Here is a 16702-nt window from a genome sequence, read left to right as displayed (position 1 = left end):
CCCCTACTAGGGCGTATCGTTTTGGGACTTTAGCCCCGAGTTCTAACTAGCACTGTCCTAGCTAGTCAGGTATGGTCTTGGCATGTCAGAGCAGCGAAACGGGCCACAGCCCCCGCAAGAGTTCGCAGACGCAGTACAGGGACCCGGAACGTGGGACCGGCAAGAGGTCTCGCACGGGAACTTTGAAGCCTGGTTCTTCTACCGGGCCGACTCGGCAGGCACGGCCCCTACGTATGTGTTCATGCGACCGGCAGAGAACGGGGACCCCGCAGCAATCGCACGCGGGATCACGACCACGGTTCTCCGGGACGTGCACCCGACAAAGCCGCTACCTGAAGAGGAGCTGATCTCTGAGCTTGTCGGATTGGCGAAAGAGGTAGCAGCGGACCCGCTAGAGCAGCGGCTATCCGAACTGCTTCACAAAGCAGCCAAGCCGACAGACGAGTACCTAGCGGCTCTCTCGCTTCAGTATGAGCGGCTGACTGAATCCGGTGTCCGCTCCCCCGTCCATCTCCTCATGAAGATCACAGGCAAGGGGCAAAGCACCGTAAAGAGTCATCTCGTCTTGGCTCGCAAGAAAGGGTTTCTTGAGTCCGTAGGTACGAAAGCCGGGGGCCAGGCAACCGACAAAGCACACGTCCTCTTGGGGACAGCAACACCTATCAAGTAAGGCAGTAAGACACCGTGGCAACACCGATACCTGAGAGATTCTGGCAACGCGTGCACAAGGGGCACGGTTGTTGGGAATGGACCGGCACCAAACAGAACACCGGCCATGGCCTCTTCTACGCCGGGGGCGGTCGGGGCACACCCCCCGTACCGGCTCACCGCTACGCATGGCAGCTTCACAACGGCCCGATTCCGGCCGGTAAGTGGATTGACCACGTGTGCAACAACCCCGGCTGTGTGAACCCCGGTCACCTGCGTCCCCTCTCCCCGCGAGAGAACACGCTCAGGTCTGACACGGCCATTGCTGCGAGGAACGCACGCAAGACGCACTGCAAGCGGGGACACCCGCTGTCCGGAGAAAACCTCTACGTCTGCCCGAGGGGGCGACGCGAATGTAAGACATGCCGCCGCACATCGTGGCGCAAGAGTAAGGGTTAGTTGTGGCCGTACTTATCGACCGGGGGGCCGATTACGACAAGGGCAAGCGTTGGATGGTCCGCTACCGGGAAGCCGGTGGCCGGTCAGGCAGGCAGCGTGAAAAATCGTTCCGCCTCAAGAAGGACGCAACGGACTTCAAAGCGTCCGTGGAGCACGGGACGCGTGCCGGTACGTACATCGACCCTGACAAGGGAGCGATCACGGTACGGGCGTTCTGGCAGGAGTTCGAGGGACGGCGGAACATCGCGGATACGACCGCGTACACGCAGGCCGGGCAGATGTCCCGCCACATCCTTCCCACGCTCGGGCACAAGGCGATAGCCAACGTGGCCGCTGTGGACATCGAGCGGCTGTTCCGTGACGTGCGCGCCGGTGGCCTCACCGTGGCATCCACGCACACGGCCCTGAGGCCGTTGAAGGCTCTGTTCTCTCAGGCCGTGAAGGATGAACGGCTTACCAAGTCGCCATTCCTGAAGGCTGAGTTGCCTCCCATGCCGCCCGCTGCGGTGGACGAGACGGCGCTACCGACGTTCGAGGACGTTGACCGCATCGCGCGGGAGTTCCCGGACCGGTGGCAGCTTGCCGTGTGGCTCATGGCGGGGTGCGGGCTCCGCATCTCCGAAGCTCTGGCCGTACGGCTCTCAGATGTCCACCAGAAGGGCGGGACGCGTGTCCTGCGTGTCCGGCGTCAGGTGCAGAAGGTTCGGGGCGCAGACGGCAAGCTAGAGCTTCGCTTCACGCCACTGAAGAGGCGTCGCGAGGGTGAGTGGCGAGACGTGCCCATGCCGTCGATGGTGTGGCACCGCATTCAGTTCCACGTGAAGGCACACGGCACCCTGCCTGACGGCTCGCTGTTCCACACGTTGGGCCGGAACGTCGACCGCTACGTACTCCGGCACCCGTGGGACAACCTTCCCGCCGACGTGCGGCGGGACTGGACCCCTCACGACCTGCGACACTTCTTCGCGTCGACGTGTCTCCTGAACGGTCTGCCGCTGCTGTCCGTGAGCCGGTGGCTTGGCCACAGCTCGATCACGGTCACGGTGGACACGTACGGGCATCTCACGGTGGACGCGTATGACACGGCCGTGAACGTCCTGGACGGCGCGCTTTCCCTCGCAGCCTGACGCCGACTCAGCACAGGAGCTGACCCCGTGCTGAGTTGTGCTGACTCAGCACACCCCCGCTAGACGTTCCCGCAGGTCAGCCGCTTGCCCTCACGCTTTCGTGAGGATTGTGCGCTCTCCGTCGTCGCGGACGGTGATGGTCAGACTCTGGGGAGCGATTCGACTCCGATGCCGCCCTCGATGGCGAGGATGCGGTGCAGCCGGGTCGCCACGAGGAGGCGCTGCATCTGGGGCGGTACGTGACGCAGGACGAGCCTGCGTCCGCACCGTCCGGCGCGGCGGTGCGCGCCCATGATGACGCCGAGTCCCGTGGCGTCCCACGAGTCGAGTTCGGAGAGGTCCAGCACCAGGTCCCCGGCGCCGTCGTCGACGGCCGAGTGCAGGACCGTGCGGGCGTCCGCCGCGCTGCGTACGTCGAGGCGTCCCCCGACGACCAGCTGGGCCTGGTCGCCCCTGATGTGCATATGCGCTCCCCGAGAGTGCTGTGTCTGCTGTGACGCCCGGTACGGAGGGCGTCTGCGTATGTCACTGCAACTGACTGCCACGTGGGCGAGGAAGTTGCCGTCTGTAAGCGAACCGATACCGAATTCACTCCGAGGGGTGACCCGTGGGGCGCCGAAGCGTCCGACGGGGCGTCAGACGGCGTACGTCAGTGCTGGTTCAGTGCTTGTAGAAGCCCTGCCCGCTCTTGCGCCCGATGTCACCGGCGTCAACCATCCGGCGCATCAGCTCCGGCGGCGCGAACTTCTCGTCCTGGGACTCCGTGTAGATGTTGCTGGTGGCGTGGAGCAGGATGTCGACGCCCGTGAGGTCGGCGGTGGCGAGCGGTCCCATGGCGTGTCCGAAGCCGAGCTTGCAGGCGATGTCGATGTCCTCGGCGGTGGCGACGCCCGACTCGTAGAGCTTGGCGGCCTCGACGACGAGCGCGGAGATCAGACGGGTCGTCACGAAGCCGGCGACGTCGCGGTTGACGACGATGCAGGTCTTGCCGACGGACTCGGCGAACTCTCGGGTGCGGGCGAGGGTTTCGTCGCTCGTCTTGTAGCCGCGCACCAGCTCGCAGAGCTGCATCATCGGGACGGGCGAGAAGAAGTGGGCGCCGACGACGCGCTCCGGACGCTCCGTCACGGCCGCGATCTTGGTGATCGGGATGGCGGAGGTGTTGGAGGCGAGCACGGCGTCGTCGCGCACGAGCTTGTCGAGCGTGCGGAAGATCTCGTGCTTGACCTCGAGCTTCTCGAAGACGGCCTCGACGACGATGTCCGCGTCGGCGACGGCGTCCAGGTCGGTGGTGGTCGTGATGCGCCCGAGGGCGGCCTCGGCGTCGTCGGCCGCGAGCTTGCCCTTGCTCACGAACTTGTCGTACGACGCCTTGATCCCGTCGGTGCCACGGGTCAGCGCTTCCTCGGTGACGTCGCGCAGGACGACGTCCCAGCCCGCCTGGGCGGAGACCTGAGCGATGCCGGACCCCATGAGTCCGGCTCCGATGACGGCGAGCTTCCGTGCCACTGTTCCGACTCCCCTACCGCTTATCACGCTTGGCTCACACACTGTTTACGTATGCCTCTTCGGCGCACGTTAGCGTTCGTGAGCGCGCCTGTGGCGGTGAAGAGATGCGCGTCACGTCTCAGATGACGGACATCACACCGGTACGCGCATCGGCGTGCCTCATTCGGTGGCGCGTACCGCGTAGTTGAGGACCTTCTCGCCGAGGAGCTCCTCGATCTCGTCGATGAGGACGAGGGCCTCGCGGGAGACCTCGGCGGTCGGGCGGCGCTTGACCATCTCGGCGCCGATCCAGCCGAGGACCGTGGAGTGCAGCCAGTTGAGCTGTCCCGCGACCAGGGCGGGCAGGTGGGTGCCGTCGCCCGGGGCGGCCAGTTCGGCCATGGTCCTCTCCAGGTCCTGGAGGCTCTCCTGCTGGAAGGCCCAGAGCCGCGAGCGCAGCGCGGACGACGCGGTGATGACCCGCATGAAGTCGGCGTAGCCGTCGAAGAGGCCGACGGTGGGCGAGACCCCCTCGACCAGGCCGCGCAGTTCGCGCAGCACGGCGTCGGCGGCCGACTCGCCGGCGCGCCGCCCGCGCACCCACCGGGAGAGCCGGTCGATCATGTCGGCGCCCCGGTCGAGGAAGAGGTCCTCCTTGGCCGGGAAGTAGTTGTAGACCGTGTTGACGGAGACGTCCGCGGCGTCCGCGATCTCCGCGATGGTCACGGCGACGAAGCCGTGCTCCAGGAAGAGCCCGGTCGCGATGTCCGAGATCCGCTGCTTGGTCTGCCGCTTCTTGCGCTCTCTGAGCCCCTCAGCCATGCCCTCATCGTAGACATCGTTGAGCTGCCTCACTTTTTGCGCCCCATGAAAATTTGGGTGCGTTGCAAAATTTCAGTGGATCTGTTTTTGTAGCGCCATGGCAATCATCAGCACCGCCGGGCTCGCCCGGACGTTCCAGACCAAGGGCGGCCCCGTGGAGGCCGTGCGCGGCATCGACCTGCGCGTCGAGCCCGGCGAGATCCTCGGCTTCCTCGGCCCGAACGGCGCGGGCAAGACCACCACGCTCCGCATGCTGACCACGCTGCTGCCGCCCACCGCAGGCGCCGCCACCGTCGCGGGCCACGACCTGGCCCTGGACCCCGCGGGCGTCCGGGACAAGATCGGGTACGTCGCCCAGTCCGGCGGCGTCGACCCGAACATCTCCGTGCGCGAGGAACTGATCACCCAGGGACGGCTCTACCGCCTGACGAAGCAGCAGGCGGCCGCGCGCGCCGAGGAGTTGGCCCGCGACCTCGGTCTGACCGAGCTGATGGAGCGCCCCTGCGCCGCGCTCTCCGGCGGGCAGCGCAGGCGGCTCGACATCGCCATGGGGCTCACCCACCGGCCCCAGGTGCTCTTCCTCGACGAGCCGACCACCGGCCTCGACCCGGGCAGCCGCGCCGACCTGTGGCAGCTGGTGCGCCGGCTGCGCGACGAGTACGGCACGACGGTCTTCCTCACCACGCACTACCTCGACGAGGCCGACGCGCTCTCCGACCGGCTGGTCATCGTCGACAAGGGTGTCGTGGTCGCCGAGGGCACGCCCACCGCGCTCAAGCTCCGGTACGGCGGCTCGATCGACGCCACCCTCCAGGACACCTTCCTCGCCATCACCGGGCGCACCGCCGCCCCCAAGGACACGACCCCCGTCGCCGTCTGACCCTCACCACCCGGGACCCCGACCATGCCTGCACTGCTCTCCGACATCGCGCTGATCTTCGGGCGGTACGCCCGGCAGACCCTGCGCTCCAAGTTCCAGATCCTCTTCGGCGTCCTCACGCCCCTGCTCTACCTGCTCTTCTTCGGACCGCTGCTCACCGGTCTGCCGCTCGGCTCGCGGGGCGACTCCTGGCAGGTGCTCGTCCCGGGTCTGCTGCTCCAGCTCGGCCTCTTCGGCGCCACCTTCAGCGGCTTCGCGCTCATCATCGAGAAGCAGTTCGGCGTGGTGGAGCGGATGCGGGTGACGCCCGTCAGCCGTCTGGCGCTGCTGCTCGGGAGGATCCTGCGCGACGCCGCGCTCTTCGTCTTCCAGGCGGTGCTGCTGGTGCTCGCCGCGCTGGTGATGGGGCTCAGGGCGCCGCTCGGCGGCATCCTCATCGGCTTCGCGTTCGTGGCGCTGCTGGCCGCGGGGCTCGCCGCCCTCTCGTACGCGCTGGCCATGAAGGTCGGCAAGCCGCAGGAGTTCGGCCCCGCGGTGAACGCGCTGAGCATGCCCTCCATGCTGCTCTCGGGGCTGATGCTGCCGATGGCGCTCGCGCCCACCTGGCTGGACGTCCTCTCCCACTTCATGCCGTTCCGCTATCTGGTCGACGCGGTGCGGGCGGCGTACGTCGGCGAGTACGCGACGCGGACCATGCTGTACGGCGTCCTGATGGCGCTCGGCTTCATCCTGGTCTCCGTGACGGTGGGCACACGTGTCTTCCGGCGGGCCGGCGCGTAACTACGCTGACCACATGGTCAATCTGACGCGCATCTACACCAGGACCGGCGACCAGGGCACCACCGCCCTCGGGGACATGAGCCGCACCGCCAAGACCGATCTGCGGATCGCCGCGTACGCCGACGCCAACGAGGCCAACGCGGCCATCGGCACGGCCATCGCGCTCGGGCAGCTCGACCCGGAGGTCGTGAAGGTCCTGGTCCGGGTCCAGAACGACCTCTTCGACGTGGGCGCCGACCTCTCCACCCCCGTCGTCGAGGACCCGAAGTACCCGCCGCTGCGGGTCGAGCAGTCCTACATCGACAAGCTGGAGGCGGACTGCGACCGCTTCCTGGAGGAGCTGGAGAAGCTGCGCAGCTTCATCCTGCCGGGCGGTACGCCGGGCGCGGCGCTGCTGCACCAGGCGTGCACGGTGGTGCGGCGGGCCGAGCGCTCCACGTGGGCGGCGTTCGAGGTCCACGGCGCCGGTGAGAACGGCACCATGAACCCGCTCACCGCCACCTACCTCAACCGCCTCTCCGACCTGCTCTTCATCCTCGCCCGTACGGCGAACAAGGCGGTCGGCGACGTCCTGTGGGTGCCGGGGGGCGAGCGCTAGAGCCTGGTCAGGGAGGCCGGCCGGTCCTCGTCGCGCCCACTGACCGGCGCCTTCTTCGGGAAGACGGTGTACGAGCCCGCGATGATCAGGTTGATGCCGATCACCCAGAGCATCCGCTGCTGCCAGGCGCGGAGCGAGCCGGTCTCGCCGTCCCCGCCCACGTACCAGACGGCGCCCTGCAGCAGCGCCATGGCGATCAGCGCGGCCAGGACCCAGCGGGCGGCGACCTTCCACTCGTGGACCGCGCGGGCGGTGCCGTACTTCGGGGTGCTGGGCGCGGGGCCGCCCGCGAAGCGGTGGGCGACGCGGACGTCCACCCACTTGATCGTGGAGTGGCCGAGGGCGACCGAGAAGCCGATGTAGACGGCGGCCAGACCGTGCTTCCAGTCGGGCTCGGCGCCGTGCTTGAGGTCGATCGCGGTGACGACGAAGAGCACCACTTCGAGCAGCGGCTCGCAGAGCAGCACGGCGACGCTCGCGCGCGGCATCTTCGCCCAGTAGCGCAGGGCAAGGCCCGCGGCCAGCAGCACCCAGAAGCCCACCTCGCAGAGGATGATCAGGGTGACGATCACGGCATGCTCCTTCGGGTCTTCCGGTCGATCACCCTTCAAGGGTCCCGGCGCGGGGACGGCCCGACGTCGTCGTCAGTGAGGAATCGCGACTGCATCCTTCGATGTACCGCCCGGCTCCTCCCCCGGCATCAGGCACCGGCCCGCACCGCCGTGTTGGATGGGCCCATGGCCCTGACCCTGCCCCGCCCGCAACGCGTCGACGTACAGATCGCCGCGGGCAGCCTGCTGTGCGGGCTCGCGCTGTGGGCTCTGGGGCTGTACGCGCAGACCGACCGGCCGCTGGGCGGGCGCTGGGCCGTGCTGCCGCTGCTCGTCCTGGCCGGCCTCGAACTGCTCCGCAGCACCAGGCCGCAGTTCGCCCTCGTCGTCGCCACCCTCGCGCTCGTCGCCGACCAGTTCACGGCGGGCAACCTCGCGTCGATCATGATGTTCACGGACATCATGTACGCCGCCGTGGTCTACGGGACACCGGCCGCGGCCCGGCGCATCCCGATCACCTCGGGCCTCATCACCGTGGCCGTGACCATCGCCTTCCTCGCCTGGTGGCAGGATCCGCAGGCCGTGCTCCTCGGCGTGGCCACCGGCATCGTCGCCTTCACCCCGGCCGCCACCGGCGTGCTGGTGCGCAACCACCGCGAGGCGACCGCCGCGGCCAAGCTGCGCGCCGAACAGACCGCGCTGCTCGCCGAGATGGACCGCGTCCAGGCGGTCTCCGCCGAGCGCGCCAGGATGGCCCGCGAACTCCACGACATGGTCGCCAACCACCTCTCGGCCATCGCCATCCACTCCACCGCCGCGCTCTCCCTGGACGACCCGCGGACCAGCCAGGACGCACTGGCCGTCATCCGCGAGAACAGCGTCGAGGGGCTGGCCGAGATGCGCCGGCTCATCGGCATCCTGCGCGACCAGAGCGGCGACCTGGAACCGGCGGCCGCGCCCACCCTGGACGGCCTGGGCGCCCTGCTCGCCGGGGCCCGCAGGGACGGCCTCGACGTCACCCTGCACGACGCCCGCACCCCGCAGGGCCCCGAGCTGCCCGCGCCGGTGGAGCTGGCGGCGTACCGCATCGTGCAGGAGTCCCTGACCAACGCCCTCAAGCACGCCTCCGCGGGCCGGGTCACCGTCTCCCTCGTCCAGCGGCCCCGCGCCCTGACGGTCCGCGTGACCAGCCCGTACGGTGATCCCTCCGGGCCCCGCGCGCCCGGCTCGGGAGCCGGCCTCGTCGGCATGCGCGAGCGCACCGAACTGCTCGGCGGCACCTTCGACTCGGGCCCCGAGAGCACCCCGGACGGCAAGGTCTGGAACGTCTTCGCGACCCTGCCCGTCGACCCAGCCGACGAAGGAGCCAAGGAATGATCCAGGTACTGGTCGCCGAAGACCAGTCGGCCGTGCGCTCGGGCCTTGTGCTGATCCTGCGCAGCGCCCCCGACATCGAGGTCGTCGGCGAGGCCGCGGACGGCGAGGCGGCGGTCGCGCTCGCCCGTGAACTGCGCCCCGATCTGGTCCTGATGGACGTGCAGATGCCACGCCTCGACGGGGTGTCGGCGACCCGGCAGGTGGTCGCCGAGGGGCTCGCGGACGTCCTGGTCCTGACCACCTTCGATCTCGACGAGTACGTCTTCGGGGCGCTGCGCGCGGGCGCCTCCGGCTTCCTGCTGAAGAACACCGAGGCGAAGGATCTCATCGAGGCGGTCCGCACGGTCGCGCGCGGCGAGGGGCTGATCGCGCCGGCCGTCACCCGCCGCCTGATCGCCGAGTTCGCCGCCCCCGCCAAGCCCGTGCGCGACGAGAACGCGCCGGATCCAGCGATCCTCGAGGGGCTCACCCGGCGCGAGCGCGAGGTGCTCTCCTGCGTCGGCGAGGGGCTGTCGAACGCGGAGATCGCCACCCGTCTCGAGATGGCGGAGGCGACGGTGAAGACGCACGTCAGCCGCATGCTGGGCAAGCTGGAACTGCGCAGCCGGGTCCAAGCCGCGGTACTGGCCCAGGAGTTGGGGATCTGACCTCGGACGGGGGGCGTCGGACCGGCGCGATCCGGCCAGTGGTTCAGACCTCTTGACCGCTGGTCCAGACCTTTCTATTCTCACCGCACTGCGGTGAGCACTCCCCCACGTGTCCACGTGCTCACGGGCGGCGCAGGGTCCCAACCCCCAGACCCCCGGATCTCACCCGAGGAGCACCCCGTGCGCTTCACACACAGCAACGCACGTTCCAGGCCCAGACTCCGACAAAGAGCCGTGGCGGGATTCACCACGCTGCTGCTGCCGCTCGCCACCCTCGTCGCCCTCGGCGGCTCCGCCGAGGCGGCCCCCGAAGCCGCGGCCGAGGCCACCGCCACGTACGCCAAGACCCAGGACTGGGGCAGCGGCTTCGAGGGCAAGTGGACGATCAAGAACACCGGCACCACCAGTATCAGCTCCTGGGCCGTCGCCTGGGACTTCCCCTCCGACACCAAGGTGACCTCCGCCTGGGACGCCACCGTCACCAACTCCGGGACCCGCTGGACCGCCAAGAACCTCGGCTGGAACGGGACGCTCGCCCCCGGCGCCTCGGTCTCCTTCGGCTTCAACGGCACCGGCTCCGGCTCCCCCGCCAAATGCGAGCTGAACGGCGCGAGCTGTGACGGCGGCAGCGTCCCCGGCGACAACCCGCCGAGCGCCCCCGGCACCCCGACCGCCTCCGGCATCACCGACACCTCGGTGAAGCTCGACTGGAAGGCCGCCACCGACGACAAGGGCGTCAAGAACTACGACGTCCTGCGCGACGGCGCCAAGGTCGCCACGGTGACGGGGACCTCGTACTCCGACACGGGCCTGACCAAGGGCACCGACTACTCCTACACCGTCCAGGCCCGCGACACCGCCGACCAGACGGGCCCCGCGAGCGGCGCCGTGAAGGTCCGCACCACGGGCAGCACCGACCCGGGCCCCGGCCCCGGCGACAAGGTCAAGCTCGGCTACTTCACCGAGTGGGGCGTCTACCAGCGCAACTACCACGCCAAGAACATCGCGACCTCCGGCTCCGCCGACAAGGTCACCCACATCAACTACAGCTTCGGCAACGTCCAGGGCGGCAAGTGCACCATGGGCGACTCCTACGCGGCGATCGACAAGGCCTACACCGCCGACCAGAGCGTCGACGGCGTCGCCGACACCTGGGACCAGCCGCTGCGCGGCAACTTCAACCAGCTGCGCAAGCTCAAGGCCAAGTACCCCAACCTCAAGATCCTCTGGTCCTTCGGCGGCTGGACCTGGTCCGGCGGCTTCACCGACGCCATGAAGAACCCGGCGGCCTTCGCCAAGTCCTGCCACGACCTGGTCGAGGACCCGCGCTGGGCCGACGTCTTCGACGGCATCGACCTGGACTGGGAGTACCCCAACGCCTGCGGCCTCTCCTGCGACACCAGCGGCCCGGCCGTCTTCAAGAACATGATGCAGGCGTTCCGCACCGAGTTCGGCTCGAAGAACCTGGTCACCGCCGCCATCTCCGCCGACGGCTCCGACGGCGGCAAGCTCGACCTGGCCGACTACGGCGGCGCCTCGCAGTACGCCGACTGGTACAACGTGATGACGTACGACTTCTTCGGCGCCTGGGACGCCAAGGGCCCGACCGCCCCGCACTCCCCGCTCACGTCTTACCAGGGCATACCGAAGGACGGCTTCAACTCCGCCGCCGCCATCGCCAAGCTGAAGGCCAAGGGCGTGCCCTCGGCCAAGCTCCTGCTCGGCATCGGCTTCTACGGCCGCGGCTGGACCGGCGTCACCCAGAAGGAGCCGGGCGGCACCGCCACGGGAGCCGCGCCCGGCACGTACGAGGCGGGCATCGAGGACTACAAGGTCCTCAAGAACTCCTGTCCCTCGAACGGCACGATCGCGGGCACCGCGTACGCCCACTGCGGCAGCAACTGGTGGTCGTACGACACGCCGGCCACGGTCCGCGCGAAGATGACCTGGGCCAAGCAGCAGGGGCTCGGCGGCGCGTTCTTCTGGGAGTTCAGCGGGGATACTGCCAACGGGGAGTTGGTCAGCGCCATCAATGACGGTCTGAAGTAGCCTTCGGCACCGCCCCCGATACGAAGCCGGGAAGACAGGATCGCCCCCTGTCTTCCCGGCTTCTCGTCTCTGGCGGCCGCGGGTCTCCTGTGGCTGGTCGCGCAGTTCCCCGCGCCCCTGGGGAGACTGCGGCTAGGCCACGTTCACCCGCTGGCCAGGGGGTGCCGCCTCCAGCCAGGCCAGGAAACCCGTCAGTGCGTCCTCGCTCATCGCCAGCTCCAGGCGGGAGCCGCGGTGCAGGCAGCCGAGGACGATCGCGTCGGAGAGCAGGGCCAGCTCCTCCTCGCCGTCCGGCGCGCGCCGGTCCACCACCTCGATGGACGAGCGCTCCAGGATCCGCCGCGGCCGCGGTGCGTACGAGAAGACGCGGAACCATTCGACCCGGTCGCCGTTGTAGCGGGCCACCCCGTACCCCCAGCCCTTGCCGGAGGTGTCGCCCTTCTCCGGGGCGTTCCAGCGCAGACTGCAGTCGAAGGTGCCGCCGGAACGCTGGATCAGCCGGCGCCGCAGTCCGAAGACGAAGAGCCCCACCAATACCAGCACGATCAAAGCAAGTCCGCACACGAGCAGAGTGAGGATCATCGGCACCGACCTCCTCGCCTCTACCGTCGGTCGAAGGACCGACAACGGACCAATACATTGCACCCGCATTGCCTCAGCCGCGACCCGGTCCGGAATGTTCCCGGACCTGGCCGCGGCTGAGTCACGTTACGCCGCGCGCTGGGGTCAGCGCGCCACCGCACGCAGTCGGACGTCGGCGCGACGCTCGGCGGAGGCGTCGGCCTCCGACTTCGCGCGCTCCAGCGCCCGCTCCGCGCGCTGGACGTCGATCTCGTCGGACAGCTCCGCGATCTCGGCCAGCAGCGACAGCTTGTCGTCCGCGAAGGAGATGAATCCCCCGTGGACCGCGGCGACGACCGTGCCGCCGTCACTCGTACGAATGGTCACCGGGCCCGACTCCAGCACACCGAGCAGCGGCTGGTGACCGGGCATGACGCCGATGTCGCCGGACGTGGTGCGCGCGACGACCAGGGTGGCCTCGCCGGACCAGACACTGCGGTCCGCCGCGACCAGCTCGACATGCAGCTCAGCAGCCAAGAGTGGCTCCTCGGGTCACCACCCGGCGGCTTCGCCGGGTGTTGGGTCAAATTCTAGTGGGCGTACGGAGAAGGGCGGGACACGACCCCCGCGGGACGTGCCCGCCCCTCTCCGTCAAGAGCTGCTCAGCTCAGGAGACGCCGAGCTCCTTGGCGTTCTTCTTGAGGTCCTCGAGACCACCGCACATGAAGAAGGCCTGCTCGGGGAAGTGGTCGTACTCGCCGTCGCAGATCGCGTTGAACGCCGCGATCGACTCCTCGAGGGACACGTCCGAGCCGTCCACACCGGTGAACTGCTTGGCGGCGTGGGTGTTCTGCGACAGGAAGCGCTCCACGCGACGGGCACGGGCGACGACGAGCTTGTCCTCCTCGCTGAGCTCGTCGATACCGAGGATCGCGATGATGTCCTGGAGGTCCTTGTACTTCTGGAGGATCCCCTTGACGCGCATGGCGCAGTTGTAGTGGTCCTGCGCGATGTAGCGCGGGTCCAGGATGCGGGACGTGGAGTCCAGCGGGTCCACGGCCGGGTAGATGCCCTTCTCGGAGATCGGACGGGAGAGAACCGTCGTCGCGTCGAGGTGGGCGAACGTGGTGGCCGGGGCCGGGTCGGTCAGGTCGTCCGCGGGGACGTAGATCGCCTGCATCGAGGTGATCGAGTGACCACGGGTCGACGTGATGCGCTCCTGGAGGAGACCCATCTCGTCGGCCAGGTTCGGCTGGTAACCCACCGCGGAGGGCATGCGGCCGAGCAGGGTCGAGACCTCGGAACCGGCCTGCGTGAAGCGGAAGATGTTGTCGATGAAGAACAGCACGTCCTGCTTCTGCACATCGCGGAAGTACTCCGCCATGGTCAGACCGGCCAGGGCGACGCGCAGACGCGTGCCCGGCGGCTCGTCCATCTGGCCGAAGACCAGCGCGGTCTTGTCCAGAACGCCGGCTTCCTCCATCTCGACCATGAGGTCGTTGCCCTCACGGGTGCGCTCGCCGACACCGGCGAAGACGGAGACACCGTCGTGCAGCTTGGCCACACGGACGATCATTTCCTGGATCAGCACGGTCTTGCCGACACCGGCACCACCGAACAGACCGATCTTTCCACCCTTGACGTACGGGGTGAGAAGGTCGACGACCTTCAGGCCGGTCTCGAACATCTCGGTCTTGGACTCGAGCTGGTCGAAGGCCGGGGCCTTGCGGTGGATCGTCCAGCGCTCGGCGTCGGCGACCGTGGACGGGTCGTCGTTCAGGACCTCACCGAGCGTGTTGAACACACGGCCCTTGGTCACGTCGCCGACCGGCACCGAGATGCCCTTGCCGGTGTCGGTGACGGGCGACTGGCGGACCAGACCGTCGGTGGGCTGCATCGAGATCGCGCGGACCACGCCGTCACCCAGGTGCTGGGCGACCTCGAGGGTCAGCGTCTTCTTCGCGCCCGGCGTGGCCGGGTCGTCGACCTGGGCGTGCAGCGCGTTGTAGATCTCCGGCATCGCGTCGACGGGGAACTCCACGTCGACGACCGGGCCGATGACCCGGGCGACGCGGCCCGTGGCAACGGCCGTCTCAACAGTGGTCGTCATTACTTGTCACTCCCCGCGGTCGCGTCGGCCAGGGCTGCTGTGCCGCCGACGATCTCGCTGATTTCCTGGGTGATTTCGGCCTGGCGGGCCGCGTTGGCAAGCCGGGAGAGGCTGTTGATCAGATCCCCGGCGTTGTCGGTCGCCGACTTCATCGCGCGGCGCGTGGCGGCGTGCTTGGAGGCAGCCGACTGGAGCATCGCGTTGTAGATACGGCTCTCGACGTACCGCGGCAGCAGGGCGTCGAGGACGTCCTCCGCCGACGGCTCGAAGTCGTACAGCGGAAGGATCTCGCCCTTGGTGGACTTCGACTCCTCCGCGACCTCCTCGAGGCTGAGCGGCAGCAGCCGGCCGTCGATGGCCGTCTGCGTCATCATCGAGATGAACTCGGTGTAGACGATGTGGATCTCATCCACGCCGCCCTCCGCCGTCTCCTTCTCGATGGCCTCGATCAGCGGCACCGCGACCTTCTTGGCATCCGCGTACGTGGGCTCGTCGGTGAAGCCCGACCACGACTCCGCGACCTTGCGCTCGCGGAAGTTGTAGTGGGACAGACCGCGGCGGCCGACGATGTACGTGTCGACCTCCTTGCCCTCGGCCTCGAGGCGCTCGGTGAGCTGCTCCGCGGCCTTGATGGCGTTGGAGTTGAAGGCGCCGGCCAGTCCGCGGTCGCTCGTCAGGAGCAGAACCGCGGAACGGGTCGCCGTCTCCGCCTCGGTCGTCAGCGGGTGCTTCGTGTTCGAACCAGTGCCGACCGCCGTGACCGCGCGGGTGAGCTCGGTCGCGTAGGGCGTGGAGGCCGCCACCTTGCGCTGCGCCTTGACGACGCGCGAGGCGGCGATCATCTCCATCGCCTTCGTGATCTTCTTGGTCGCGGTGACGGATCGGATGCGACGCTTGTAGACCCGGAGCTGGGCTCCCATGAGTCAGGTCCCTTCCTTACGTCACTTGGCGGCGGCCGGAGCGTCCTCGCCGAGAAGCTTCCCGTCCGAGGTCTCGAACTGCTTCTTGAACTCCGCGATGGCGTCGCCGACGGCCTGCAGGGTGTCGTCCGACATCTTGCCGCCCTCCTTGATGGAGGTCATGAGGCCCTGCTCCTTGCGGTGCAGGTACTCCAGGAGCTCACGCTCGAAGCGGCGGATGTCGTTGACCGGCACCTCGTCCATGCGACCGGTGGTACCGGCCCACACGGAGACGACCTGGTCCTCGGTGGCCATCGGCTCGTACTGCGGCTGCTTGAGCAGCTCGACCATGCGCTGACCGCGCTCCAGCTGAGCCTTGGACGCGGCGTCCAGGTCGGAACCGAAGGCGGCGAACGCCTCGAGCTCACGGAACTGTGCGAGGTCCACGCGCAGTCGGCCGGAGACCTGCTTCATCGCCTTGTGCTGCGCGGAACCACCGACTCGGGAGACGGAGATACCGACGTTCAGCGCGGGGCGCTGACCGGCGTTGAAGAGGTCCGACTCCAGGAAGCACTGGCCGTCGGTGATGGAGATGACGTTGGTCGGGATGAACGCCGACACGTCGTTCGCCTTGGTCTCGACGATCGGCAGACCCGTCATCGAGCCCTTGCCCAGCTCGTCCGAGAGCTTCGCGCAGCGCTCGAGCAGACGCGAGTGCAGGTAGAAGACGTCACCCGGGTAGGCCTCGCGCCCCGGCGGGCGGCGGAGCAGCAGGGACACGGCGCGGTAGGCGTCGGCCTGCTTCGAGAGGTCGTCGAAGATGATGAGGACGTGCTTGCCCTCGTACATCCACTGCTGGCCGATGGCCGAACCGGTGTACGGCGCCAGGTACTTGAAGCCGGCCGGGTCGGACGCCGGGGCGGCGACGATGGTCGTGTACTCCAGGGCGCCGGCCTCTTCGAGGGCACCGCGCACGGAGGCGATGGTGGAGCCCTTCTGACCGATGGCGACGTAGATGCAGCGCACCTGCTTGTTCACGTCGCCCGAGCGCCAGTTGTCGCGCTGGTTGATGATCGTGTCGACGGCCAGGGCGGTCTTGCCGGTCTGACGGTCACCGATGATCAGCTGACGCTGGCCACGGCCGATCGGGGTCATCGCGTCGACGGCCTTGTAGCCGGTCTCCATCGGCTCGTGCACCGACTTGCGCTGCATGACCGTGGGGGCCTGCAGCTCAAGGGCGCGACGTCCGCTGGTCTCGATCTCGCCGAGGCCGTCGATCGGGGTGCCGAGCGGGTCGACGACGCGGCCGAGGTAACCCTCGCCCACGGCGACGGAGAGCACCTCACCGGTGCGCTGCACCGGCTGGCCCTCCTCGATACCGCTGAACTCGCCGAGGACGACGGCGCCGATCTCGCGCTCTTCCAGGTTCAGCGCGAGACCGAGGGTGCCGTCCTCGAACTTCAGCAGCTCGTTCGCCATCGCCGAGGGCAGGCCCTCGACCTTGGCAATACCGTCGCCGGCGACGGTGACCGTACCGACCTCCTCGCGCGAGGCCGCGTCCGGCTTGTACGCCTGGACAAAGTTCTCCAGCGCGTCCCGGATCTCCTCCGGCCGGATCGTGAGCTCCGCCATCTGGGTTCCCTGCTCTCCTTGTTGGGCCCGAAGTTTTCTTGGGGGGTCTGGGGTCAGCCCCCAGGAATCCTCTG

The 16702-nt window shown here is 68.4% G+C and carries 18 protein-coding genes; 9 read left to right on the top strand and 9 right to left on the bottom strand.

What is annotated here, in order from left to right; all coding sequences use genetic code 11:
- The first annotated feature begins 82 nt into the window (after nt 1–82).
- Genes ACZ7DY_RS09630 through ACZ7DY_RS09620 form a run of 3 tightly spaced genes read left to right on the top strand, consistent with a single transcriptional unit; the run spans nt 83 to nt 2234 of the window.
- On the top strand, nt 83–670 hold the full coding sequence (locus ACZ7DY_RS09630) for a hypothetical protein (protein WP_471132178.1): 588 nt from the start codon (nt 83–85) through the stop codon (nt 668–670).
- 14 nt (nt 671–684) lie between these two features.
- Nucleotides 685–1107, top strand: coding sequence for an HNH endonuclease signature motif containing protein (locus tag ACZ7DY_RS09625; protein WP_471132175.1), 423 nt, complete (start codon nt 685–687; stop codon nt 1105–1107).
- A 2-nt stretch (nt 1108–1109) separates the two neighbouring features.
- Nucleotides 1110–2234: a tyrosine-type recombinase/integrase gene (locus tag ACZ7DY_RS09620; protein ID WP_471132174.1), complete on the top strand. Its 1125-nt coding sequence runs from the start codon at nt 1110–1112 to the stop codon at nt 2232–2234.
- Nucleotides 2235–2374: 140 nt separating this feature from the next.
- Here the strand turns inward: ACZ7DY_RS09620 and ACZ7DY_RS09615 are convergent, their stop codons facing one another.
- From ACZ7DY_RS09615 to ACZ7DY_RS09605, 3 genes are all read right to left on the bottom strand, one after another.
- Nucleotides 2375–2698, bottom strand: coding sequence for an STAS domain-containing protein (locus ACZ7DY_RS09615; protein WP_055696792.1), 324 nt, complete (start codon nt 2696–2698; stop codon nt 2375–2377).
- A 196-nt stretch (nt 2699–2894) separates the two neighbouring features.
- Complete coding sequence (locus ACZ7DY_RS09610) at nt 2895–3743, bottom strand: 3-hydroxyacyl-CoA dehydrogenase family protein (protein WP_471132170.1); 849 nt, start codon at nt 3741–3743, stop codon at nt 2895–2897.
- A 159-nt stretch (nt 3744–3902) separates the two neighbouring features.
- Complete coding sequence (locus ACZ7DY_RS09605) at nt 3903–4544, bottom strand: TetR/AcrR family transcriptional regulator (RefSeq protein ID WP_471132168.1); 642 nt, start codon at nt 4542–4544, stop codon at nt 3903–3905.
- A 97-nt stretch (nt 4545–4641) separates the two neighbouring features.
- On the opposite strand from ACZ7DY_RS09605, the gene ACZ7DY_RS09600 reads away from it, so the two are divergent.
- Genes ACZ7DY_RS09600 through ACZ7DY_RS09590 form a run of 3 tightly spaced genes read left to right on the top strand, consistent with a single transcriptional unit; the run spans nt 4642 to nt 6802 of the window.
- Entirely contained in the window at nt 4642–5424 is a 783-nt protein-coding gene (locus ACZ7DY_RS09600; RefSeq protein ID WP_471132166.1) for an ABC transporter ATP-binding protein, read from the top strand.
- Nucleotides 5425–5448: 24 nt separating this feature from the next.
- A complete protein-coding gene (locus ACZ7DY_RS09595; RefSeq protein ID WP_471132164.1) occupies nt 5449–6204 on the top strand; it encodes an ABC transporter permease in 756 nt (251 codons plus the stop codon).
- A 13-nt stretch (nt 6205–6217) separates the two neighbouring features.
- Nucleotides 6218–6802 (top strand): cob(I)yrinic acid a,c-diamide adenosyltransferase, encoded by a 585-nt coding sequence (locus ACZ7DY_RS09590; RefSeq protein WP_471132161.1) that lies wholly within the window; start codon nt 6218–6220, stop codon nt 6800–6802.
- On the opposite strand, the gene ACZ7DY_RS09585 is transcribed toward ACZ7DY_RS09590, so the two are convergent.
- Complete coding sequence (locus tag ACZ7DY_RS09585) at nt 6799–7374, bottom strand: hypothetical protein (protein ID WP_471132159.1); 576 nt, start codon at nt 7372–7374, stop codon at nt 6799–6801. The genes ACZ7DY_RS09590 and ACZ7DY_RS09585 overlap by 4 nt on opposite strands.
- 165 nt (nt 7375–7539) lie before the next feature.
- Here ACZ7DY_RS09585 and ACZ7DY_RS09580 point away from each other — a divergent pair, with 165 nt between their 5' ends.
- From ACZ7DY_RS09580 to ACZ7DY_RS09570, 3 genes are all read left to right on the top strand, one after another.
- Nucleotides 7540–8730 carry a sensor histidine kinase gene (locus tag ACZ7DY_RS09580; protein ID WP_471132155.1) on the top strand — a complete coding sequence of 397 codons (1191 nt, stop codon included), beginning with the start codon at nt 7540–7542 and terminating at the stop codon, nt 8728–8730.
- On the top strand, nt 8727–9377 hold the full coding sequence (locus ACZ7DY_RS09575) for a response regulator (RefSeq protein WP_471132152.1): 651 nt from the start codon (nt 8727–8729) through the stop codon (nt 9375–9377). Before ACZ7DY_RS09580 ends, ACZ7DY_RS09575 begins: the two co-directional genes overlap by 4 nt.
- Before the next feature lie 180 nt (nt 9378–9557).
- Complete coding sequence (locus ACZ7DY_RS09570) at nt 9558–11426, top strand: glycosyl hydrolase family 18 protein (protein WP_471132150.1); 1869 nt, start codon at nt 9558–9560, stop codon at nt 11424–11426.
- 132 nt (nt 11427–11558) lie between these two features.
- Here the strand turns inward: ACZ7DY_RS09570 and ACZ7DY_RS09565 are convergent, their stop codons facing one another.
- The 5 genes from ACZ7DY_RS09565 to atpA all read right to left on the bottom strand — a co-directional run bounded on the left by ACZ7DY_RS09565 (nt 11559) and on the right by atpA (nt 16628).
- Nucleotides 11559–12008, bottom strand: a complete 450-nt coding sequence (locus tag ACZ7DY_RS09565; RefSeq protein ID WP_471132148.1) for a DUF2550 domain-containing protein — start codon at nt 12006–12008, stop codon at nt 11559–11561.
- A gap of 144 nt (nt 12009–12152) precedes the next feature.
- Entirely contained in the window at nt 12153–12524 is a 372-nt protein-coding gene (locus ACZ7DY_RS09560; protein WP_467671360.1) for a F0F1 ATP synthase subunit epsilon, read from the bottom strand.
- Nucleotides 12525–12654: 130 nt separating this feature from the next.
- Nucleotides 12655–14097 (bottom strand): F0F1 ATP synthase subunit beta, encoded by a 1443-nt coding sequence (atpD, locus tag ACZ7DY_RS09555; RefSeq protein WP_471132145.1) that lies wholly within the window; start codon nt 14095–14097, stop codon nt 12655–12657.
- On the bottom strand, nt 14097–15017 hold the full coding sequence (locus ACZ7DY_RS09550) for a F0F1 ATP synthase subunit gamma (protein WP_471132143.1): 921 nt from the start codon (nt 15015–15017) through the stop codon (nt 14097–14099). The genes atpD and ACZ7DY_RS09550 overlap by 1 nt, the downstream gene beginning before the upstream one ends.
- Nucleotides 15018–15038: 21 nt before the next feature.
- Complete coding sequence (gene atpA / locus ACZ7DY_RS09545; RefSeq protein ID WP_471132140.1) at nt 15039–16628, bottom strand: F0F1 ATP synthase subunit alpha; 1590 nt, start codon at nt 16626–16628, stop codon at nt 15039–15041.
- Between the last annotated feature and the right edge of the window lie 74 nt (nt 16629–16702).

It is taken from the genome of Streptomyces sp. NPDC037013, from assembly GCF_055607265.1.
This window is presented reverse-complemented; position numbering and strand designations above follow the sequence as displayed.